Origin of the sequence: Micromonospora sp. CA-240977 (genome assembly GCF_050942285.1) — a bacterium.
Taxonomy (GTDB): domain Bacteria; phylum Actinomycetota; class Actinomycetes; order Mycobacteriales; family Micromonosporaceae; genus Micromonospora.
Genome location: NZ_CP192055.1, coordinates 4,989,346 through 5,011,359 on the forward strand (window position 1 = coordinate 4,989,346; position 22,014 = coordinate 5,011,359).

Annotated in this window: 16 protein-coding genes and 1 pseudogene; 7 read left to right on the plus strand and 10 right to left on the minus strand. The window is 69.1% G+C overall.

Annotated features, from left to right (window positions below; translation table 11 throughout):
- Positions 1-8 precede the first annotated feature (8 nt).
- The 3 genes from rpsN to rpmB are packed head-to-tail and all read right to left on the minus strand — an operon-like array spanning position 9 to position 717.
- A complete protein-coding gene (gene rpsN, locus ACQPWW_RS22460; protein WP_433125309.1) occupies positions 9-314 on the minus strand; it encodes a 30S ribosomal protein S14 in 306 nt (101 codons plus the stop codon).
- Complete coding sequence (rpmG, locus tag ACQPWW_RS22465) at positions 314-481, minus strand: 50S ribosomal protein L33 (RefSeq protein ID WP_013287204.1); 168 nt, start codon at positions 479-481, stop codon at positions 314-316. Before rpmG ends, rpsN begins: the two co-directional genes overlap by 1 nt.
- Positions 481-717 (minus strand): 50S ribosomal protein L28, encoded by a 237-nt coding sequence (gene rpmB / locus ACQPWW_RS22470; protein ID WP_433125311.1) that lies wholly within the window; start codon positions 715-717, stop codon positions 481-483. Before rpmB ends, rpmG begins: the two co-directional genes overlap by 1 nt.
- A gap of 196 nt (positions 718-913) precedes the next feature.
- Between rpmB and ACQPWW_RS22475 the strand changes: the two genes are divergently transcribed.
- Both ACQPWW_RS22475 and ACQPWW_RS22480 read left to right on the plus strand, forming a co-directional pair.
- Complete coding sequence (locus ACQPWW_RS22475) at positions 914-2,209, plus strand: CobW family GTP-binding protein (protein ID WP_433125312.1); 1,296 nt, start codon at positions 914-916, stop codon at positions 2,207-2,209.
- Positions 2,206-2,466: a type B 50S ribosomal protein L31 gene (locus ACQPWW_RS22480; RefSeq protein ID WP_433125315.1), complete on the plus strand. Its 261-nt coding sequence runs from the start codon at positions 2,206-2,208 to the stop codon at positions 2,464-2,466. The genes ACQPWW_RS22475 and ACQPWW_RS22480 overlap by 4 nt, the downstream gene beginning before the upstream one ends.
- Positions 2,467-2,586: 120 nt before the next feature.
- Here ACQPWW_RS22480 and ACQPWW_RS22485 read toward each other — a convergent pair.
- Together ACQPWW_RS22485 and ACQPWW_RS22490 are read right to left on the minus strand one after the other, a co-directional pair.
- A pseudogene (locus tag ACQPWW_RS22485) lies at positions 2,587-2,835 on the minus strand (GTP-binding protein); the annotation flags it as partial.
- A gap of 168 nt (positions 2,836-3,003) precedes the next feature.
- Complete coding sequence (locus ACQPWW_RS22490) at positions 3,004-3,420, minus strand: Fur family transcriptional regulator (protein WP_203118058.1); 417 nt, start codon at positions 3,418-3,420, stop codon at positions 3,004-3,006.
- A 617-nt stretch (positions 3,421-4,037) separates the two neighbouring features.
- Between ACQPWW_RS22490 and ACQPWW_RS22495 the strand changes: the two genes are divergently transcribed.
- The 4 genes from ACQPWW_RS22495 to ACQPWW_RS22510 all read left to right on the plus strand — a co-directional run bounded on the left by ACQPWW_RS22495 (position 4,038) and on the right by ACQPWW_RS22510 (position 12,554).
- Positions 4,038-7,349 carry a S8 family serine peptidase gene (locus ACQPWW_RS22495; protein WP_433125317.1) on the plus strand — a complete coding sequence of 1,104 codons (3,312 nt, stop codon included), beginning with the start codon at positions 4,038-4,040 and terminating at the stop codon, positions 7,347-7,349.
- Positions 7,350-8,274: 925 nt separating this feature from the next.
- Complete coding sequence (locus ACQPWW_RS22500; protein WP_433125318.1) at positions 8,275-10,974, plus strand: RICIN domain-containing protein; 2,700 nt, start codon at positions 8,275-8,277, stop codon at positions 10,972-10,974.
- A 459-nt stretch (positions 10,975-11,433) separates the two neighbouring features.
- Positions 11,434-12,105 carry a hypothetical protein gene (locus ACQPWW_RS22505; RefSeq protein WP_433125320.1) on the plus strand — a complete coding sequence of 224 codons (672 nt, stop codon included), beginning with the start codon at positions 11,434-11,436 and terminating at the stop codon, positions 12,103-12,105.
- 281 nt (positions 12,106-12,386) lie between these two features.
- Complete coding sequence (locus ACQPWW_RS22510; RefSeq protein ID WP_433134490.1) at positions 12,387-12,554, plus strand: GNAT family N-acetyltransferase; 168 nt, start codon at positions 12,387-12,389, stop codon at positions 12,552-12,554.
- A gap of 257 nt (positions 12,555-12,811) precedes the next feature.
- On the opposite strand, the gene ACQPWW_RS22515 is transcribed toward ACQPWW_RS22510, so the two are convergent.
- On the minus strand, positions 12,812-13,336 hold the full coding sequence (locus ACQPWW_RS22515; RefSeq protein WP_433125321.1) for a hypothetical protein: 525 nt from the start codon (positions 13,334-13,336) through the stop codon (positions 12,812-12,814).
- A 603-nt stretch (positions 13,337-13,939) separates the two neighbouring features.
- Between ACQPWW_RS22515 and ACQPWW_RS22520 the strand changes: the two genes are divergently transcribed.
- A complete protein-coding gene (locus ACQPWW_RS22520; protein WP_433125323.1) occupies positions 13,940-14,317 on the plus strand; it encodes a hypothetical protein in 378 nt (125 codons plus the stop codon).
- A gap of 1,115 nt (positions 14,318-15,432) precedes the next feature.
- Here ACQPWW_RS22520 and eccCb read toward each other — a convergent pair.
- Genes eccCb through ACQPWW_RS22540 form a run of 4 tightly spaced genes read right to left on the minus strand, consistent with a single transcriptional unit; the run spans position 15,433 to position 21,965 of the window.
- Positions 15,433-18,846, minus strand: a complete 3,414-nt coding sequence (gene eccCb / locus ACQPWW_RS22525) for a type VII secretion protein EccCb (protein WP_433125324.1) — start codon at positions 18,844-18,846, stop codon at positions 15,433-15,435.
- Positions 18,843-20,009 carry a VWA domain-containing protein gene (locus tag ACQPWW_RS22530; protein ID WP_433125326.1) on the minus strand — a complete coding sequence of 389 codons (1,167 nt, stop codon included), beginning with the start codon at positions 20,007-20,009 and terminating at the stop codon, positions 18,843-18,845. Before ACQPWW_RS22530 ends, eccCb begins: the two co-directional genes overlap by 4 nt.
- Before the next feature lie 59 nt (positions 20,010-20,068).
- The gene (locus ACQPWW_RS22535; RefSeq protein ID WP_433125328.1) at positions 20,069-21,022 is read right to left on the minus strand and encodes an AAA family ATPase; all 954 of its coding nucleotides are present in this window, start codon (positions 21,020-21,022) and stop codon (positions 20,069-20,071) included.
- Positions 21,000-21,965, minus strand: a complete 966-nt coding sequence (locus tag ACQPWW_RS22540) for an effector-associated domain EAD1-containing protein (protein WP_433125329.1) — start codon at positions 21,963-21,965, stop codon at positions 21,000-21,002. The genes ACQPWW_RS22535 and ACQPWW_RS22540 overlap by 23 nt, the downstream gene beginning before the upstream one ends.
- Positions 21,966-22,014: the final 49 nt, after the last annotated feature.

Sequence of the window (22,014 nt, forward strand, 5' to 3'; positions counted from 1 at the left end):
TGGTGACATCACCACGACGCCTTGCGCACCCCGGGCATCTCGCCACGCAGCGCCAGCTCCCGGAACCGCACCCGGGACAACCCGAACCGGGTCAGCACCCCGCGCGGGCGGCCGTCGACCTGGTCGCGCGAACGCAGCCGCACCGGGCTGGAATCCCGCGGCAGCCGGCTGAGCCGGCGCACCGCCTCGCCGCGTACCCCTGGGTCGGTATCCGGATGGGCGACCACCCGCTTCAGCTCCGCCCGCCCCTCGGCGTGCCGGGCTACCAGTTCCTCGCGGCGCGCCTGCCGATTGACCAGGCTCTTCTTGGCCATCAGCGGGCCTCACGGAACTCGACGTGCCGGCGTACGACCGGGTCGTACTTGCGCAGGACCAGCCGGTCCGGGTCGTTGCGGCGGTTCTTGCGGGTGACGTACGTGTAACCGGTGCCGGCGGTGCTGCGCAGCCGCACGATCGGTCGCACGTCGGTCTGGCGGGCCATCAGAGCTTCACCCCCCGAGCGCGCAGCTCGGCGACGACCTTCTCGATGCCCTTACGGTCCACGGTCTTCAGCGCCTTCGTCGTCAGGGTGAGGCTGACCCATCGCCGTTGCGACGGCAGCCAGTAGCGGCGGTTCTGCAGGTTCGGGTTCCACCGGCGGCGGGTGCGCCGGTGGGAGTGGGACACGGCGTTGCCGAAGCTCGGCTTCGCGCCGGTGACGTCACAACGTCGGGACACAGTGAACGCTCCTTGCCTAGGTTGACGATAACGACAACGGTTTTCAGTTTTACATCACCCGTTCGGCCAGATCCACCCCGGGTCGTTCCCAATGACCTCAACCGGAGTCCGTCGCGCCCCCGGACCGCCATTCGCCTCGCCAGCCCTCGTGTGCCTAAAATGACAATCGTTTTCAGTAAGCCTCGAGAGGAGTGCGATGTCGTCGTCACCACAGGCCCCGACCCACGTCGTGACAACGGACGCGGATACCCGCCCCTCGTTGACGGTGGTGTCCGGGTTCTGGCCAGCGGCGACCTTCGCCCTCGCCCGGGCGCTGCTCGCCGCCGACGAGTCACTGCTGCTGGTGCGGCACGACCTCACCGGGATCCGCGACGGCGTCGTGCGCCGCGTGGTGCGTTCCAGCGCAGGCATCATCGAGGACGAGCAGGTCGACCTGCGGCACGGCTGCAGCTCCTGCACGCTGCGTGAAGACGTGCTGCCCACCCTCGTCCGACTCGCCCGCAGCCATCCCGGCAGCGACCTGGTGCTGATGCTGCCCGAAGTGGTGGAACCGGAGGCGGTCGCCGCCGCCTGCGCCCACTGCCTCGTCGACGGCGCACCGATCACCGAGCTCATCCACATCGACTCCTACGTCACCGTCCTGGACGCCGAACACCTGCTCGACGGCCTCGCCAGCACCGACGACCTCACCGCACTCGGCATCCAGGCAGCAGAGGACGACGACCGCGCGCTCGCCGACGTCGTGGTCCGCCAGATCGAGTACGCCGACACCCTGGTGCTCTGGGGGCAGTCCCGAGAAGGCGACTTCGACACCAGCCGGCTGTCGGTCCTGCTGCAACGGATTGCGCCCTGGGCGGTGCACATCCGCGTCGACGGTGACCTCGTCGACGCCAGCACGCTGACCCGCCAGCTGCGCCACACCCATCGGCACCGACCGGAGACCCCCGGGCTGCTCGCCCGTGGCCTGCAGGGCTACACGCTGGGCACACACGAGCCGGAATCCGACTGTGGTGTGGTCTCCACCGTCTTCCGCGCTCGCCGCCCGTTCCACCCGCAACGCCTGCACGACGTCCTGGAGCAGGTCAACGCCGAGATGATCCGCTCCCGAGGCCACCTCTGGCTGGCCAGCCAACCCGACACCGTGGTGGCCTGGGAGTTCGCCGGCGGCGGTCTGGCCATGGGCTCGCTCGGCCACTGGCTGGTGAGCCTGCCCGAGGACCGCTGGGAGCACGTCGAAGACCAACGCCGCCTCGCCGCCGCCCTGGAGTGGGACCCCTACTACGGCGACCGCCACCAGCACCTGGTCTTCATCGGCCTCGACGTCGACCCCGTCGAGCTGCACCGCACCGTCACCCGCTGCCTGCTCACCGACGCCGAACTCGCCGACGGCGAAGAGACCTGGCGCACCTACCACGACCCGTTCGCCGGCTGCTTCCCCCTCCACACCGAGGAGCTGGCCGACACCGCCACCCAAGGAGCGCAATCCGAATGAAGCCCGGAATCCACCCCGACTACCGATCCGTCGTCTACCGCGACAAGGGCGCCGACTTCGCCTTCCTCACCCGCTCCACCGCCACCAGTGACCAAACCATCGATTGGACCGACGGCAACACCTACCCCGTCATCGACGTCCAGATCTCCTCCGCCAGCCACCCCTTCTGGACGGGCAGGCAACGCCTACTCGACACCGCGGGCCGAGTCGAGAGGTTCCGCCAGAAGTACGCCCGCCGCGGACCGCAGAGCACGTAACCATCGGGGTGCCGGTCGACTGGACCGACCAGCGCCGCACCTGGTGGGGGCCCGCCCGGCACGAGCAGGTCTGGCACCTGACGGTCTTCCACGAGCTCGCTGTCGGTGAGCAGGCAGGCGGTCAGGGCGGCCCGCAGGGCCGGCCTGCGACCACAGTGCCTGCACGTCCGGGCGGCTGGCCAGTCACAGGAATCCCTTCGACCGCACCACACCGAACACATCCAGCCCGCCGGCCAGCAGGTCCCACAGTCGCTGCGGGTGCAGGGGCCGATGGTCGCGGAAAACGATGCTGGAGATGCCGTACTCCTCGGTTTCCGGCACGTGCCCGCCGTCGAGCTCGGCGACCCAGCCGGGCGCCGTCTCGGCCCGCACCGCGACGGACACCGAAGACCGCGAGGCAACCGCAGGTACACACCCCGCCGCGGACCCGCCTGATGGATGAGAGGCCACGTCGAGGCGCTCGGCTACCACGGACCGACCAGGGCCGGGTTCTTCCAAACTTCCCGCCCTGGCCTCAGGAGACGACCCGTCGATCGCTCAGCGAACGCACTCGGCACACGTGCCGAAGATTTCCAAGGTGTGGCCGACGTCGACGAACCCGTGCTGGGCGGCAACCTGGTCGGCCCACCGTTCCACGGCCGGACCGGCCACCTCGACCGTGCGTCCGCAGTCGCGGCAGACCAGGTGATGGTGGTGTTTGCTCTGGCTGCACCGGCGGAAGAGCTGTTCGCCGCCCGGCAGTCGAGTCGAGTCGATCTCACCGGCGTCCACAAGCAGCTGCAACGTTCGATAGACGGTGGTCAGGCCGACGCCCGCCTTACGCGCCAGCAGCATCTGGTGCAGTTGTTGCGCCGAGTGGAAGCCCTCCACCTCGCGCAACAGCGCCAGCACCTCTGCCCGCTGTCGGGTGTTCCGGGTCACATTCGGCATCGCCTGGTTCACCGTGGCCGCCATCCTCCCGTGATTTCGGGCGCCGCCGGCCTACCGCTTCCGATACGTCGCCTCGCTGCCCGTCGGACCATTATGCGTCGTTGCGCATGTACGTCGCCGCGCCAACTCCCGACCCCGCCTCTTTGCCGATGCGGGGCAGTGCGGATCAGCCCGTGGCGGGAGGAGCGGAGCCCACCGGGACGCGGTAATGAAAACCGGAACGAGTGCCGATAGGGCAGCATAAGCGACAGGCGGCAACGCCGACGGCATGCGGTCTCCGCAGGCGGCCTGCTGGCGGAGCTTTGCGGCGTCAGCCCGGCCGGCGAAGTCGGTCCGGTCGACGTCACCGACTCCGTTCGCTCGGAATGACATCCGCGCCACCCTGCTGGCACACGGCGGTCGATGAGCGGCGATCCGACGCCGGATTTCCCGCGGCGTGGCCATGGCCGATTTTGGTCAGGGAACCCGTCCTTCGAGGCCGTGGCGGCCAACCTCGCCCTCAAAGATGAAGGGCCCACTGACGATGTCACGGAGAGATCACAACGTCGAACCATCTATCGACATCGACTACCAACACCACGAAGGATTCGCTCACACGCGCCCTGTCATCTCAGGGCCCTGTTCTCTGGAGGAAAGAGAACGTGAGTAGACCCCGCAACTTGAGCAGGCGTACCTCCGCCGCGCTCTTCGCATCGGTCCTGGCCGCCGGCGCCATGACCGTGACGGGCGGTACCGCCACCGCGAGCGCCGCTCCCTCCACCCCCGACATTCCGCAGGCCACCCCCGCCGAGGCGTTGGGCTCGCACGACGCCAAGCTGCTCGCCCAGGCCGAGGCGAAGCACGCGCCGACGGTCACCCTGATCGTCGCCGCCGAGAAGGGCCAGAGCAACGCTGTCGTCGACGGCGTCGAGGCCCTCGGCGGCGCGGTCAACCGGCGCTTCGACCAGATCGGCTACGTCCTGGCCACCGTGCCCACCAGCAAGGTACTCAAGGCCGCCTCGCTGCCAGGCGTCGCCGCCATCGACCTGGACGAGGTCATCCAGCTGCCGGACCCGACCGCCGGCACCACGATCTCCGGCGCGAAGGCCGCCAGGCAGGGCGCGACGCTCAGTGGTCCGGGCGCGGGCACCAGCGCCGTGAACCCGTACATGCCGACCAACGAGACCGGCGCGGAGTCCTTCAAAGCCGCTCACCCGCAGTGGGACGGCCGCGGGGTGACCATCGGCATCATGGACTCCGGCATCGACCTGGACCAGCCGGCGCTGCAGAAGACCACGACAGGTGAGCGGAAGATCGTCGACTGGGTCACCGCCACCGACCCCGTGACCGAGAACGACGGCACCTGGCGGCGGATGGTCACCGCGGTGACCGGCCCCTCCTTCAGCGCGGGCGGCGCGACGTGGACCGCGCCGGCGGGGACCTACACGTTCAACCTGTTCCGCGAGTCGATCACCGCCGCCAGCGACCCGGCGGGTGACGTCAACCGCGACGGGGACACCACCGACGCGTGGGGCGTGCTGTACAACCCGCAGACCCACGACATCTGGGTCGACGTCGACCAGGACAACAGCTTCACCGACGAGACGCTGATGCGCCCGTACCGGGAGCGCTTCGACGTGGGGCACTTCGGCACCGACAACCCCGCCACTGCGGTGCGGGACCAGATGCCCTTCGTGGTGGAGTACCGCGAGGACGTCGACATCGACCCGAGCGACGGCAAGCCCGGCCCGTACGCCGACTACGTCAACATCGGCATCATCGAGGCCACCCACGGCACCCACGTCGCCGGCATCACCGCCGCCAACGACATGCTCGGCAACACCGCCTTCGACGGTGCCGCCCCCGGTGCGAAGCTCGTCTCCGCCCGGGCCTGCTCCTGGGGTGGCGGCTGCACGGCCGCGGCGCTGACCACCGGCATGGCCGACCTGGTCATCAACCGGCACGTGGATGTGGTCAACATGTCCATCGGCGGCCTGCCGACGCTCAACGACGGCGCGAACGCCCGCGCGCAGCTTTACAACGACCTGATCACCACCTACGGCGTGCAGATGTTCATCTCTGCCGGCAACTCCGGACCGGGCCTGAACACCGTCGGCGATCCCTCGGTCGCCGAGAACGTCGTCAGCGTCGCCGCGAACATCAGCAAGGACACCTGGCTGGCCAACTACGGCTCGGTGGTCACGAAGAAGAACGCGCTGTTCAACTTCTCCTCCCGCGGCCCGCGCGAGGATGGTGGCTTCAAGCCGAACATCACCGCCCCCGGATCGGCGATCTCCACCGCGCCGACCTGGCAGCCGGGCAACCCCGTTGCCGAGGCCGGCTACGCGCTGCCGCCGGGTTACCAGATGCTCAACGGCACGTCGATGGCCTCCCCACAGGCCGCCGGCGCCGCCGCGCTGCTGCTCTCCGCCGCCAAGGCCACCGACAAGGGTGTCACCCCGGCCGCGCTGCGCCGGGCCATCTATACCTCCGCCAAGCCCATCGCGGACGTGGCGACGTACGCGCAGGGCTACGGCATGTTCAACGTCCCCGGCGCGTGGAAGCTGCTCGCCAAGACCGTCGAGACCCGTTCGTACATCTCCGACGCCCCGGTCTGCACCGAACTGTCGGAGAACCTCACCCGCTACGACCGCGACCTGAACCGGTTCGTCCCGAACCCCAACCGCGGCGCCGGCGTCTACAACCGCTGCATCCCGGCCGAGGGCGGACAGCGGGTCGGCCAGAGCCGCACCTACCCGGTCAAGGTCACCCGGACCAGCGGCCCGGCCGGCACCATCAGCCACAAGCTGGCCCTGCGCGGCAACGACGGCACCTTCACCGCACCCAAAACGGTCGCGCTGCCGCTGAACAAGAGCGTCACGATCCCGGTCACCGCCAAGCCGTCGACCACCGGCGCGCACGGCACGATCCTGACCGTGGACGACCCGAAGACCTCGGTGCTCGACTTCGAGGTCTCCGCCGTCGTGGTGGCCGCCACCGCGGTCACCAAGCCCAGCTACTCGTTCTCTGCTGAGGGCTCGGTGGCGCGCAACAGCTTCACCTCGTACTTCGTCACCGTTCCGTCCGGCGCGGGGGCGCTACAGGTGAACCTGTCCGGCATCGCCACCGGGTCGCAGACCCGGTTCATCGCCATCAACCCCTACGGCGTGCCGGTGGAGAGCACGGCGAGCACCGCCTGCTACACCAACTTCTCCGACGCCGCCGCCTGCAAGCCACAGGAGCGCGACTACCAGAACCCGATCGCCGGGGTCTGGGAGATCGAGGTGGAGGCACGGCGTACCTCACCGGCGCTGAACAACCCGTTCCAACTACAGGCCCGGGTGCAGGGTGTGCAGGTCGAGCCGTCCGTGATCGAACTGCCCGCGGTCACCGCCGGTCAGCCGACCCCGGCGACCTGGACGCTGACCAACACCTTCGGTCCGGTCGCGGTGACCGGCCAGGGCGGTCCGCTGTCCAGCGTGCACGCCGAGCGGCCCACCATCGCCGAGGGAGCCCAGCAGGAGTACCTGGTGGACGTTCCGGCCGGTGCCAGCAGCTTCACCGCGCGGATCGGCAACACCGCCAACCTGGGCGCCGACCTGGATCTGACGGTGTTCAACGGCGACGTGCAGGTCGGTCAGTCCGCCGACGGTGACTCCGAGGAAGCGGTCACCATCGCCGACCCGCCGGCGGGCACCTACCGGGTCGTCGTCGACGGGTACGCCGTCGACGGACCGAACACCAGCACCGCCTACGACTACCGGGACTCGGTCTCGGCGTCGTCGCTGGGCACGCTGGACACCCCGGCGACCCCGCTCACCCTGCCCAACGGCGCCACCGCCACCCTCACCGGGACGGTGACCGCCCAAGCCGCCCCGAGCGCCGGGCGCGAGCTGTACGGCGAACTCGCTGTCGTCACCAACGACGGCGCGGTCGTCGGACGCGGCGCCGTCTCCATCGGCGCCGTCAACTGATCCTTCCGCACCGCACGGGAGCCCATCTCCGATCTCGTGGGATGGGCTCCCGCGCACCGCGACACGCGAACCAAGACGGCTTCCAGCCATCCGCGCCACCGCGAGGGATCCCTGGCGGCCACATCGCTGATGATGGTTGTGAGTGAGCCGACGATCATCGCCATGACCGATGCCCAACCAGTGGACCATCTAACGCCACAGGCGGCCGCAGCCCAGGCCACGATCGCGGCTCGGGACGCAAAGCTCGCCCGATACCGGGCCGCCGATGAGGCTCGGCGCAATTCTGAAGCTCACGCAAGTCTGGCGGTGGTGGTGACCTCCTCGGCTTCGGCCGAAGCCGAGGAGGTCACCACGCAAGAAGCCCTGGTCAGAACGACAGCCGGTCCATCCCTCCGGCGTCGGCCGTCGGAGTCTCAACGAGCGCACCTTCCAGCACCTGGATCTGCCATTTCCCCGACGGCAATGTGACCGCCGGCACCGAACGGCTCAATCCCGGCCAACGGTGCATCATGCTGAGGCACCGGTCAGGGGCGGTCGTGCAGGAACCAACCCGGCGAAGATCCACCCAGCCCCGGCTCTGCTCAACACGGCGAACGCCTCGGCCGCACCAACACGCACCCGTCATCCCGCAGGCACATCAGTCGGAGGCCGCTGCGTCGACGGTGGTGCCGACGAGCCTTTCGTCCTACCTTCGCTGCGGCTTTTGTGGGAAATGAATGGAATTCCAGGCTCGGCACAAGATAGATGAGTCCAAATCCTTGACTCAGTGCCCGTGTTGCCGGTTAATCACATCTACGTGTCCGCCGTGTTCACCCTTTCGGGTGGCCGACGACGCCGGCGGGCCGTCGAATCGATTCGACTACCGTCAGCAACGAAGCCCTGACCCGGAGTCGTGAGGCTGTCGGGTGAGTCACAGGAGGTTACCGTGCATCGTACGAACGTCCGCTGGGGTGGCCGATTGTCGGCGTCGGCCAGAGGGCTGGCCGCGACAGTGGCGCTCGCCCTGCCCCTGACGCTGGGCGGCCTGACCCTGGCGACCCCCGGGTCGGCCCTGGCCGCGCCGGTCGCGAAGCAGAGCGTCGCGGCCGCCGGACTTGACGGTGTGGCGGCCGGTAACGGCGCGATCGCCTCGGTGGATCTGAGCGGGACGTGGAGCTTCACGCCCTCGGGCCGGGGAACGACCTCGATCACGGTGCCCGGTGGCGGCTGGTACAAGCAGGGCTTCACCGACGTGAACGAGGCGGTGTACTCGCGCAGCATCACCGTCCCGGACTCGGGGCAGCCGCAGTCGACCTGGATCGAGTTCGGCGCCGTCAACCACCAGGCGACACTGTCGGTCGACGGCCGGGTGGTCGCGACCCAGACCACCGCGTTCACCCCGTCGAACTTCGACATCAGTAGCTACGCCGCACCGGGCACCACTCACACGATCAGCGTGCAGGTGAAGGGCCGCGGTGCGTTGAGGTCGTCCGACGGCAAGTACCTGGTCCCCATAGCCGCCGACTGGTCCGAGGCGGTACCGCAGGGCATCTACCGGTCCGCGTCCCTGCGGGTGTACCCGGCGGTGTATGTCAGCGACGCGTTCGTCCGTACCTCGGTGGCGAACCGCACCCTCAGCTACGACGTGTCGGTGACCAACTCCTCGGCCGCGACCAGAACCGTCACCCTGAGCGGGTCGATCACGTCCGACGGCGCGGGCTCCTTCAGCTACCCGCAGTTGCCGCAGCGGACCGTGACGGTGGCGGCCCGTTCGACGGCGAAGGTCACGGTGGGCCCCGTGGCGTGGGACCTCGGCGCCACCTCGTACTGGTGGCCCAATGTGCCGTACCGGTCCGGGTACCGGGCCCAACTGCACCGACTGGCGATCCATGCCACCGCTGACGACGGCCGCACCAGTGATGCCACATACCGCTTCGGGTTCCGGGAGAGCACGCAGAACGGCGAGTACTACTACCTCAACGGCGTGCGGGTGAACTTCCGTGGCGACAGCCTGCAGGGCGCCGACTACGACCGGGTCAACTACGGCGGGAAGGGCGACGCGTACGACACCCTGCCCGGTTTCCTGCCGCCGTCGTCCGGCAACGGCGGCTGGCCCGCGGCGGTGGACAACTACCAGCGTCTCAACTACAACGTGGTACGCATGCACATGGAACCGGCCAGCCCGTACATGCTCGACGTGGCCGACGAGATGGGCCTGATGGTCATCGACGAGACCGCCATCCGCAGTGGTTCCCAGGACTTCGTGTCCGGACGCACCAACATGGTGGCCCACGCTCGTGCGCTGACCCTGCGCGACCGCAACCATCCGGCGATCATCCGCTGGAGCCAGATCAACGAGCCCAGTTCCAACAGCAACGACTCGCAGCAGTTCCAACAGGACCTGTACGCGGCGATGAACGGCAACGACGGCACCCGGCCGATCAGCATCGACGCCGGCATTGGCGCGGACTCGCCCAGCCGGTACCCGGCCATGACCTACCCCAACTTCGCCATCTTCGCGCACTACCTGGACGGCGTCGGCCGCTACGGCGAGGCCCTGAATCGCCATACCGGGCGCCCGGACGGTGAAGGCGAGTACATCTGGCCTGCCTGCAGCACCAAGCAGGGCTTCACGTGGTTCGCCACCGCGACTGCTGCCAAGCGCGGCAAGGACGCCAGCGACCTACGTCCGTACACGCTGCTGTCCGCCTGGGCCAGCGTCGTGCCCGGCGTGCGAACCACCGACTTCACCACGGAGGAGAACACTCGCCCGGTCTACGGCGCGGACAACCTGCCCGACCCGTGGAGCAACCCGCAGATCCAGCGCGTGCAGGCGGCGTTCAACCCGGTGGCCGCAGTAGACCTCCCCTACTGGTCCGCCTCCGGCAATTCGGACTCGAACGGCACCTTCCCGCTGCCGCAGGCGGTACCCAGCTACGCCCGCAACGCCACCGTGACCCGCAACATCACAGTGTTCAACGACGACTTCACCAACACCTCGGTGAACTTCACCTGGACCGCCCGCCTCGACAGCCCGACCGGCACTGTCGTCGCGTCCGGCAACAACACCCTGACCATCCCACTCGGCTCACGGGTCACCCAACCGGTGTCCTTCACCGCCCCCGCCACCGGCAGCCGCGTGTACCTACAGCTGTCGACCGCGAAGTCCGGCAGCACCGTCTTCACCGACTCGGTCGAATACCTGAACCTCGGCGGAGGCGGCGGAACCGGGCCCGCAGCAGGCACCTACCGCATCGTCAACCGCAACAGCGGCAAGCCCCTCGCCATCGCCGGCAACTCCACCGCCGACGGCGCCAAGGCGATCCAGCAGAGCGGCACCCCCACCTGGACGATCAGCGCCACCCAGGACGCCTACACCCTGCGCTACACCGCCTCCGGAAAGATGCTCGACGTCAACGGCGGCAGCACCACGCAGGGCCTGCAACTGCAGCAGTGGTCGGCAAATGGCGGCACCAACCAGTCGTGGTACCTGCGGCCCACCGGTGACGGCTACTACACCATCGTCAGCCAGGCCAGCGGACTGGCGGCCGACGTCTACGCCGCAGCGACAAGTGACGGCGCGCAGGTCGTCCAGTGGACCGCCAACAGCGGGACCAACCAACAGTGGCAGTTCGTGCGCGTCTGACCAGCGCCACAGGCGGTCGACAAGTCCGACCGCCGGTGACCAGCTGACGATTGTTGTGATGTCTACTCGGGCATGGGGATTCCCGTGCCCGAGTAGACCACAACCCGCTCTCGATGGAATTGGCAAGCATCAGTGCCACACGGCAGCCTGCATCGAGCCCTCGCCTCCGCTCGGCTGAAGGACGCCGCCGGTGCCAGTGAACTGCCGGCCTCGGTGGCCAGCTTCGTACGGCGCGGTGAATGATCCAGAGCACTCCACGGCCCCGTCTCATCCTCCCGTCCCGAGAACCCCGCCGACCGTCGAGCGTGCGCCGCAGCACCCCCTGGGCATCACGCTCGATGCAGCGCGGTAAGCGGCATGAGACTGCACTCGATCGACGAAATGTCATTCTGTCGGGCCGCTCACCCGACCACAGTGCGGCACAGGACCGCCTCGCCGGACGGCCTGCACACTAGAAACGTGATCAGACTGCGGTTGTACAAGGCTCGCGAACGGCAGCGCGTCATCGATCCTGCCGATCTCGAAATCACCTACTTCGCGGTCGACCCCGAGACCAAACCGGTCTTCGAGCACGACGGCGTCATGGTGTGGATCAGCGACCCCGACCACTGCCGGGTCGAGCGGCGCGTCCGCGGCCGGGATTTTCACCTGGTCGAGTCCGGCACGAACGTCCTGCCCCGCGCCCGTGGCCTGGAGATCCTGCGCGTGCCCGGCGCGGACTACCGCTGGGTGCACTCCCTCGACTGGCGCTGGGGCGCAGGCGAATACCTCGACCGCGACCGAGTCGAGGCGATCGTCGACCGTGCGCTCGACATGGAACCGTGGGCGGTGCCGGCGGGCCCGGTTGGCCTGGTGCATCTGTCCTACCTGATGTGGTTCCACAACGGCGCGATGGCCAACGGCGCCGCTTGGCCGCTGGACGAGTGCACCGCCAAGCAGATCGCCGCGTTTGCCGCGGCCGCAACCTACTTCGCACTCGACGACATCGCCGACCTGATCGGCCGTCTCGAACCAGATGACGCGCTCAGCCACGAGTACTGGCATCTCAGCAGTCCGTTCGGGGAGGATGCGTCGTTAATCCGCGACGCGCTCCGATGCAAACTCGCCGAGGCACCGGAGGACTGGGGCTAGCGATAGGCGCGCCCTGCAGACGATAAGCGCGCATCGACGCCGCCCTGCGGGGAGGACGAACTTCCAGAGCCGCCTCAAGAGGTGCAGCGGAGCGCCCGAGACGTTGAGTCGAACCGCGGGGGAACGCGGCGGTGGGAAGGGCTGACCCGGAGCTTTCACGCCCACTGGGCCGGCCGGGTCGGCCCGCGACTGAGGTTGACGACGGCGGCTACGAACGGACATGGCAGCGTCTGGTCAACGGAGAGCAGGTCCGTGGCATCTGTGCACAGCTCGACGGCAAGATGGTTGGCATCGCGCATTACCTGTTCCACGCCAGCGTCTGGGGTGCCGGGAGACGCTACCCGGCAGAATTGTTCGTAGACCCGCAGGCACGACGTCGGGGTATCGCCACGGCGATGGTCGAGCGCGTGGCCAAGGATGGCGACGAGCATGGTGCCCCTCGCCTGTAAATGCCTGCGCTGCGGAACCCACCTCGCGTCCTGGGACATCGGTTAACCCCGCCCCAACGCCGCGACGCCGACGCACTCACTCCGACATGGGCGGACGCCGCCCGACCGCCTCCCCGCGGCGCCAGCGCTGACCGCTTCGAGCACGCCGAAGGAGTGACGCTCGGCGGCGGCAGATCCGTGCGCGGCCGGTCGATCGGCGCCGTATCGGTGGTCGAGCCGCTGACGTGACGGATCCGTCAGGTCCGCTCCAGCACCGATCAGCCCCTTCGCAAGGCTTTCAGCCTGACTGCGGTCGCCACTCGGAATCGCGTGATTCGCGACATCGGAGGACGCACGTAGGGCTTGTATCGCTCGACTCTGAGCTCACTCTTGACGGCGTTGAGCAATTCGCCTCGCGCGGCGTTGAGGGCACGGTATTCGACCTTACCGGCGTCCTGCAGGTCGTGCCAGTGCGCGACGATCTGGGAACTGGCGTACTCAAGCCTCTCCACGCGTTCGACCAGCGCCCTTGTTCCGATGATCCGAAGCAGGTCGCCCTGACTGCGGATTCTCTGGCTAGCCTTGGACCCGGCCTGGTACCTGGCACCGCGTTCGCCTTCTGGGAGGACCAGGCCTCGATATTCGCTTATTTTGTTGACCTCGGCCGCGATGTCCACGTAGGCATCGCGGATTTCCCTGTCCCATTGGCGCCGGTCCTCGCGGGCTAATTTGCGGCGATCGCTAGCGGCCATGGACAAGAAAGCGATCAAGGCGCCGATGAGGAGAAAGGCACCGGCAATCACCGGGACGCCCCACCACGGGGCCGCTTCGGGTGGCTGCTGCGCGAGGCAGTGATGGGCGTCTACCCCCATCGGCGGCGCCGATGAACCGGGACTTCACGCACCGGCATCTCGGACCAGTACAGCGGCCGGTCGACGACGGGTCGGGCGAGGTAGGGGGTGATCCGGTCGCGTTCGTGTTCCTCGGCGAGTCGCTCAGCTTGCATGGTGTCACCGGCGAGGTCGAGGGCTTTGATGAGTTGCACGACGAGGAGGTCGAGCGGTGGTTCTCCGCTTCAGCGGCCGTGGGGCGTTCGTGGGCTACGACAGCCCGGTGGCCGCACCATTGCCGCAGAAGTTCGTGCTCGGGCCGGACATGCTTGCGATACCACCGATACTCCCATTCCGGATTGGACTCCTCGCCCTTGTGGATAAGTGCGGGCTGCCGTGTTGCACTTGTGTCGGGCTTCGGCCTCCTCCTCGATCATGTGCTCGAGGATGGTGTGCGAGTGGGCTCGGCAGGCGGCTTCCGCGATGATGACAGCGCCGGCGGGCGAGACAATCGTGGCGTCATCGGTGGTGAACCACTGAACCGTCGCGAGGATCTCCTCCACGGGAACCTGAAGGATGTCGGTCAGCTTCGCGCGATCCCTGATGATCGTGGCGTTTTCGACCGGACGCCAGTTCCGCGTCCGCACCGCCATGGCCGCTCAGACTCTCCTCGATGGCCGCTACCTGGGCGGGCGCCCGCCCTACGGCCACACCTTCCGCGATCTTGGGCCCCACCCCAACCCCGCCAAGACCGCCGACGGCAAGCACCTCAAGGGCCTCACACCTGCCGATCAGACCGCGCCGATCGTCCGGCAGATCTTCGCCGAATTCCCTTCGTCGAGACGGCCTGATCCTCAGGCCGGCGCCAGGTGCACAGCGGCACCGGATTGCCAACGTTCAGGGCTTGCGGACAGCACCACCAACGCTCAGCAATCTGTCGATGTCGGATCGTAGCGGGAGATGTCGATGCTCGCCATGGAGACCGGGTCCGCGTCCGTACGCGACAGCGTTCTCGTGGCGAACCGCTTGCGGTGCCTCGTCCTCGACCACCAGCCGCTCCCCCGGATCGTCGACTCGACCCAGGCAACCAAAGCCGCCGCCTGGGTCGAACCCACGTGGCTCATCCCCTGACTCGTCGGCAACGGCCACAGCGCCCAACAGCCCGGCACCGCTTCCCGCATGGCCATTCAGCCAGGCGGTGAGCCACAGCCCGGCGGCATCCCCTCGTCACACGGGTGGCGAGATCTCGTGCAGACTTCGATTGGTCAACTGGTCAGGCTGGCGGATCATCTCGAAAGAGGTGCTCTCTCACACCTGATCCCCAGCGAGTCGCAACGAGTTCGGGACGAGGGCGGACCGGCTTGGGGACCCAGCCGTGTTGTCTGGTGTCGGGCGCAGCGCTGTCCCAGTCGGCGACTCGCGAAAAAGGATCCTTGTCGCGGCCAGGCTCATCGTCGCGCGGCTCGCGGACAACCATCGCCGGGTAGAAACGCGTCTCCTGAGCCACCCTGCAGTCATCCGTCCGGGAGGCGACCACCGCGCCACAGTCTTCGCATGCCACGGACGGGTTCCACCCCACCATGGACCAGCAGCCCGTGCGAACAAGGTCGTGGATGAAGCGTGTCCCACGTACGTCGCCGGGTGAGAGGACGAAGGTGCCGACGACCTGATCGCGGCCATACGCGGCCTCGTCTGTTGCATAGGTCCCGGGGTCCAGGAGCGGCGGGTTCACGTGATGACAATCCAGGAGCGACCAGTGCGGTCCCGCCGGCAGCTCCACCAACCGGACCGGGACGCTCAGCGTGTTCCCGCAGCTCGCACACCGAAAGCCCTCCACTGCCGCAGTTTGACATCCGGGCCAGGCGAAGGCATCCGAGAATGATGGACGAGGGCGATCGCCTGGACAGGCCCCACCGATGCTCCCGGCACCCTCGATGCACTCATCTCGGCTCAACCCCCCGGAGACACCGGAGGGGTGCCGTACAGCCACCTGCCAAACCCGGCCGCGGACGGCGACCCGGTCGCGCTCGTCCGACGGGTGAACCGGGTCGGCCGGGCACCGACCCGGGTCAGCCGGCCTCCGGCGGCATGACGAGCTGGACGAGTCGGGCACCCTCGCGGCGGGTGATCAGCCAGCCGCGGCCGGGCGGCTGGATCGACGGGCGGATCTTGCCGAACAGCGGGCCCTCGTCGGGGCTGACAGAGAGCATCAACGCGGGTGAGCCGAGCTCCTGGACCCGCCCGATGACTGGTTCGAACATGCCCCGAGCGGCACCGCGACCGCCACGCGCCAGGATCAGATGCAGGCCGATGTCCCGCGCCTGCGGCAGCAGCTCCATCAGCGGCGCTAGCGGGTTCCCACCCGGGGCAACAACCAGTTCGTAGTCGTCGACCAGCACGAAGATCTCCGGGCCCGTCCACCAGGAGCGGCGGCGTAACTGCTCGGGTGTGACATCCGCGGGCGGCAGGCGTTCCTTCAGCACCTCGGCCAGCTGGTGCAGTCCCGAATCCCGCGCCGGCGACGTGTGGTACGCCACCAGGTGCTCGGTCTTCACCACGTTCAGCAGGCTCGCGCGGTAGTCGACGATGACCAGGCGCGCCTGCTGCGGAGTGAACCGGGTGGTGATGGTGGTGGCCAGCAGCCGCAGGAAACTGGACTTGCCCGAATCCGGGTTGCCGATCACCAGGAAGTGCGGGTCGATCCCGAAGTCCGCAAGCACCGGTCGCAGGTCGGCCTCGGCAATGCCGATGGGCACCGCCCACGGGTGCTGGTGGTCGCCCACGCCTTCGACCGTCTCGTACGGCACGACGGCGGGGAGCATGCGTACCCGAGGCGCCGGCGGTCCCTGCCACGCGGCGGCGATCGCGTTGACCAGCTCGGCCGGCTCGCCGTCCCGCGGCGCCGGCAGCGCGGTCAGGAAGTGCCGTTCGTCAGGTGTGATGCCGCGGCCTGGCTTGCCCGCCGGCACACTCGCCGCGGCGCGACGGGAGATCGCCGATTCTGTGGGATCGGCGAGGTGCAGCTCCAGGCAGGAGCCGAAGCGCTCACGGATCTTCGGCCGGAGGTACGTCCAGCGGTTCGTCGCGACGATCAGGTGGATGCCGTACCGCAGGCCGTCGAGGGCGATGAGGCTGAGGACGTCCTCCAGGTCGCCGTGCTCGGCGAGCAGCCGGTCCCAGCCGCTGACGACCAGGAACACGTCCCCGAATGAGTCGTCGACCCGATCCCGGGCGCGATGCCCGCGGTAGGCCGCCATACTTTCGACCCCAATGGTCGTGAAGGACCGGCGTCGTTGGTCCAAGAGGGTCCGCAGCTCAGCGACGGTGCGCCGGACGGCGATGTCGTCGCGGCGCGTGACGACCCCGCCGACGTGCGGCAGCCCGCGCAGGCTCGCGAGCTGGCCATCGCCGAAGTCGAGGCAGTACACCTGCACCTCGGCCGGGGTGTGGGTGAGCGCGAGACTGGTGACCAGCGTGCACAGGGCCGTTGCCTTGCCGCTTTCCGGGGCGCCGACGACGGCCACGTGCCCGGACGGGCCGGCGAGGTCCAGCGACAGCACGTCAAGCCGCTGCTCACGCGGCTTGTCCACGAGCCCGATCGGCACCTGGAGGGTGCCGATCAGCTGGGGATCGTTGACGGTGAGGCCACGGTTGCCCTGGACGGCCAGCCCACCGGCCAGCTCGTCGATGGCAGGTGACACGGTCAGCGGTGGCAGCCACACTTGGTGCGCTGGCGGTCCCTGACCGGCCAGCGCGTCCACGAGCACCTCAGCTACGCTGGACCGCAGACCGGGCCGGTGGGATGCCGACAGCACGTCCTCCCAGGACGCTGGGGTCGAGGGCTGATGGCTGCCCGACACATAGGCCGCCCGCAAGCGGACCAGCGGCTCTACGCCGAACCGCAGGTACCCCTCCCCCGGCCGGCGCAGATCGAACGCCTCCGGTACGCCGAGCACGACCTGCGACTCGTGCCTGCTGAAGGTACGCAGCCCGATCCGGTAGCTCAGGTGCGTGTCCACACCGCGCAGCCGGCCCTCCTCCAGCCGCTGGCTGGCCAGCAGCAGGTGCACCCCGAGGCTCCGGCCAACCCGGCCGACTTGCACAAAGACGTCGACGAAGTCCGGTCTAGCGGTCAGCAACTCCGAGAACTCGTCGCAGACGATCAGCAGGCTCGGCAGCGGCGCGAGCTGCCTCCCCCGCTCCCGTGCCATCTCATAGTCGTGGACGGATGCGAGGTTGCCGGCCTGGCGTAGCAGTTCCTGGCGGCGCGCCAGCTCGCCGAGGATGGCGGCTGCCAGGCGGTCGAGCAGATCGGGCTCGTCGCCCAGATCGGTGACGATGGCCGACGTGTGCGGCAGACCCGCGAACGGGGCGAACGTGGCACCGCCCTGGAAGTCGACCAGGAGGAAGTTGATCAGCTCGGAGGGATGGGTCGCCGCCAGGCCCAGCACGATGGTGCGCAGCAGCTCCGACTTGCCCGCCCCGGTAGCCCCCACGATCAGGCCGTGCGGGCCCATGCCGTCGAGTGCCGACTGCTTCAGGTCCAGTTCGACCGGCTGCCCGTCAGGACCGACGCCGATGGGCACCCGCAACCGGTCGCGGGCCCGGCGTTGCCGGCGCAGGTCCGGGTGGCGGGGGTCCGTGATACCGAGCAGGTCGAGCAGCGATACGTGATCGTCACGGTGCCCCATCTCCGCGCTGTCGTCGCTGGCAACCGGGGGCGGAGGCACCAGCAGGACCAGCGTGTCCAGCACCTCGCGGACCAGGCCCGCCACCGGCGGTGGCACCTGGTCCGCTAGTTCGTGGAGGGTGCGGGCGATGGTGGCCACGTCCGCGCCGGGCAAGAGGCCGAGCTGCCCGAGCTGGTGCACCGCGGTGACGCGCTGGGACCCGGTACCGCCTCGCGCCCGCTCCAGGACGTCGGCGAGTTCCTGGTTGAGGCGGGCCGACGCGGGCGGTTGCTGTTCGAGGCGCTCCCGCATGGCGACGAACCACTCCCGGCCCAGCTGGCCCTCGCCGGCGGGCAGCCGCTGCGCCCGCGCGAGCCAGTCGTCGGCCCGCGACGGGTCGACGATGCTCAGCGCGGTCAGCCGCTGCGCGTGCTCCAGCTCGGGCAACGCCCGCCACGGGGCGCCGTGATCCGTGTACTGCTCCAGCAGGGTGGCCACCCGGGTCAGCCGGGCGGCGCCGAACCGGGTCTGCAGGCTCACCAGCAGCCGGTTGCGCAACGCGGGTTCGATCTCGTAGAGGCCGTCGCCGACTTCCCGGAACAGTGGCGAGGTCAGCAGCTCGGCCTCTACCGGGTGGCCGAGCACGATGGGCGGGTCGAGGAAGAAGTTGACCCGCAGCAGGTGCAGGAAGCCGGGGTCCAGCACGACCGGCACCGCGGCGTGGCTGGCCAGCTCCAGGGCGCCGGCCGGCAGGGTGGCGCGGGCGGCAGAGAGTCGGCTGCTGGCCGGGGAGGACGCGGTCCACGTCTTCACAGCGGCTGCTCCGTACGCGCGGGGTGGCCGCGCAGCACGTCCACCGCCTGGTACATGCCTTCCCTGGTGAGCGGGTACATCGCAATGTGCCGGGCGATCTGCCCGGCGGTCGTGCCGGCCCAGCGGGCCGCCGGCACCGGGTTGAGCCAAGCGACCGTGCACCCGGCGACGCGCAGCGCCTTGAGCATGGCGGTGGTGTCAAGCAGCCGGCCCGTGTCGAAGCCGCCCCGCGCCGCTCCCCCGTCGCTGATGATCGTCACTGCCGTACCGGGGACGAGCTGCTCGACCGCGGCAGCGAACGGCTGGGGTTCGGTGAGGTCGGGGTCCCGGTAGAGGCGGCCCGCCGGCAGCGGCGCGACGCGGGCCAGCACCGGGTCGAGCGCCGGGCTGAAGGGGTCGGGCAGCTCGGCAAGCAGCGCCTGGTCGCGGCTCCGGCCGGGGACGTTGCGGAAGTACCGGACGGTGATCAGCTCCAGTCGACCCGCACTCCTGATCGCGTCGACGACATGGTCGACGAAGTTGTGGAACGGGGTCATGGAGCCCTGTCGGTCCACGAGCATCAGCAGCCGGGCGGTGTTGCGTCTGGCCGGGATCAGGACCGGCGCGCCGGCGATTCCGGTGCGCGCGTAGCGGTCGAGGGTGGCTGCGACATCGAGTTCGACAGGTGGGCCGGTGCGTACCGGCCGGCGAAGCCGCCGCCAGACCTGGGCGATCTCTCGTTCGCTGAGCGGGTACTGCGGCACGGTCACCAGGGACCGGTCGAAGCTGCCGGTGGCGGGCGGCTGCGTGGTCAGGCCCGACACGTGCTGGGCGGCGGGTGGGACCTGGCCGTCCGCGGGCTGTTCGTCCACCGGCCGCAGGTCCTCCGGTGCGTCGGCCAGCAGCGCGGCATCGGACAGCAGATCCCCGCCGGTCGAGCCGGTCGGCGTGACCTCCCCGGTGATCGCGCTGGCCTCCCAGACCGGGACGTCGACGTTGGCGAACGCGGCCCGGACGATCTCCCGCTCGCCGACCGACTTGGCCCACAACACCACGCACAGTTCGGTCAGGTCGCCGGTGGAGGAGAGCCCGAATCCGGCGGCCAGCGCCTGACGCAGCGTTTCGCAGTCGTCAACCCCGAGCGACAGTCCCCGCCGCCGCAGGCGCGTGACGAGTTCATACACGAAGGACGGCGTGGAATGAGCCACGTCGTACACGAAGGACGGCGTGGGGCGCCGGGCGGTCACGGGTGGCCGAGCCGCTCGATCGCGCGACCCTGGTCGCCGCGCTGCTTGAGCAGCGCGCCGAGGTACGGGAGCTGGGCCACCTCGCCGGCGGGCACCTGGACCGCCTGGAGGAACCCAGCCCAGTCGAGCAGTTCGCTGAGACCGGGCTTCTTGCCCAGATCGATCTCCCGCAGGCGCAGCAGGACATCGAGCACCTCCCGCCGCATCTCGGGGTGGCGGATACCGTGCAGCTCAAGGATCTGGTCGAGCTGTTCCAGCGAGGACGGGAACTCGACGTAGTGGAAGATGCAGCGGCGGAGGAAGGCACCTGGCAGCGCCTTCTCCTCGTTGTTGGTCACGAGGATGATCGGGCGCAGGTCCGGCCGGTCGGCGGGCACGGCGTGGCGCACCCCGGGCAGCTCGTCGATCTCGAAGGCCAGCTCGTCGAGCTCACGCAGCAGGTCGTTGGGAAAGTCGAGGTCGGCCTTGTCGATCTCGTCGATCAACAGCACGGACCGCCGGCCGTAACCGGCGCGGACGATCGCGCGACCGAGCGGCCCGAGCCGTACGTACTGCTGTAGGTCCTTGACCGGACCACGCCACCGGGTGAGTTGGGCGTCGTGCAGTCGGCGGATCGCGTCGTAGGTGTACAGCAGATCGCGGCCCTTGCTTGTCGACTTGATGTACGCCTGCTCCAGCGGCAGCCCGAGGGCGTAGGCCACCGCGGACGCCAGCCGGGTCTTGCCGACGCCGGGGTCGCCCTGCAACAGCAGCGGCCGACCGAGGCTGATCGCGAGGTTCACCGCGGCCTGCAGCTCCGGGGTGGCCAGGTACGGCTCGTAGGAGACCTGACGAGTCGACGGGCCGAACGGGACGACTTCCGTGTCGGTCGCCTCGATGAGCCGGGACTCGGGCAGGGTGGCGGTGGCGTCGAACCACATGGACGTGTCAACGCGGTGACGGGTCTGCACGGTTACTCCTCTCCTCGAGCTGCCTACGGAAACGCGTCTCGTCCTGGCGGGCGGCGCGGATGGAGCGGTCCATGGTCTCGTAGACCAGGCGGAGGTCCAGGCGGGACCCGTCCCACGCCTCGTCGGTGATGAGGCTGCTCCACGCCTCTGCCAGGGTGGCTGGCCAGCCGCGCCGCGAGACGACCTCCTGTGCCCACAGCGTGAGGTCCACCGGGTCCACCTGAGGCGGGGGCAGGGTGGTGATGCCCTGCGGGTAGCCGCCGGGCATCGCCCCGGCGAAGACCATCACGAACCAGCGCTCATGCTGGCCGCAGTGCTGGCGTACGCCGTCCCAGAATTCGGCGACCACGGCGTCGGGCACCCCGTCGGTCAGCACCGGGCACAGCACGTTTGCCCACTCCAGGTCCGGCAGGTAGCGCAGGACGTGCTTGACCCGCAGGTCCACCGGGGCCAGCTCGGGGCGCAGGCTCAGCCACTCCTTGCGCTCGATCTCGCCCAGGCAGTAGGGCAGCCAGGAGCAGAGCTTGTTGACGAAGAGCATCTCCGAGTAGGACACGCCGAACGCCAGCAGTCGGCTCGGGGCGGCGATCTTCGCCTCCTGCACAGCCCGCTTGAGCTGTTGCAGGTCGAAGAAGGCGCTGTCGAGTAGTTGCAGGTCCTGCGGGGGTGGGCTCTGCGCGGCGGGGACCGAACGCATCCGGTGGGCCGTCGCCCAGTCCCGCAGTCGGGCGTTGCCGGTCCGGTCGGTAAGCGCCTGGTCGATCAGCTGGTCGAGCCAGTCGTCCACGGTCGCGGTTTCGAGCAGCTTGAAGATGACCTCACGCATGCCGAGGTCGCCGCCGACGTAGTCGGACAGCCGTCGCCCCATGCCGTACAGGAGCATCCGTTCCAGGTCGTTGCGGCGTGGGTAGGCGTCCAGCAGCGCCGCTTCGAGCTCCCGCAACTCGTCGCCGGTCAGTGGGCCGGTAGGTCGTCCGTTGATGCTTCACCTC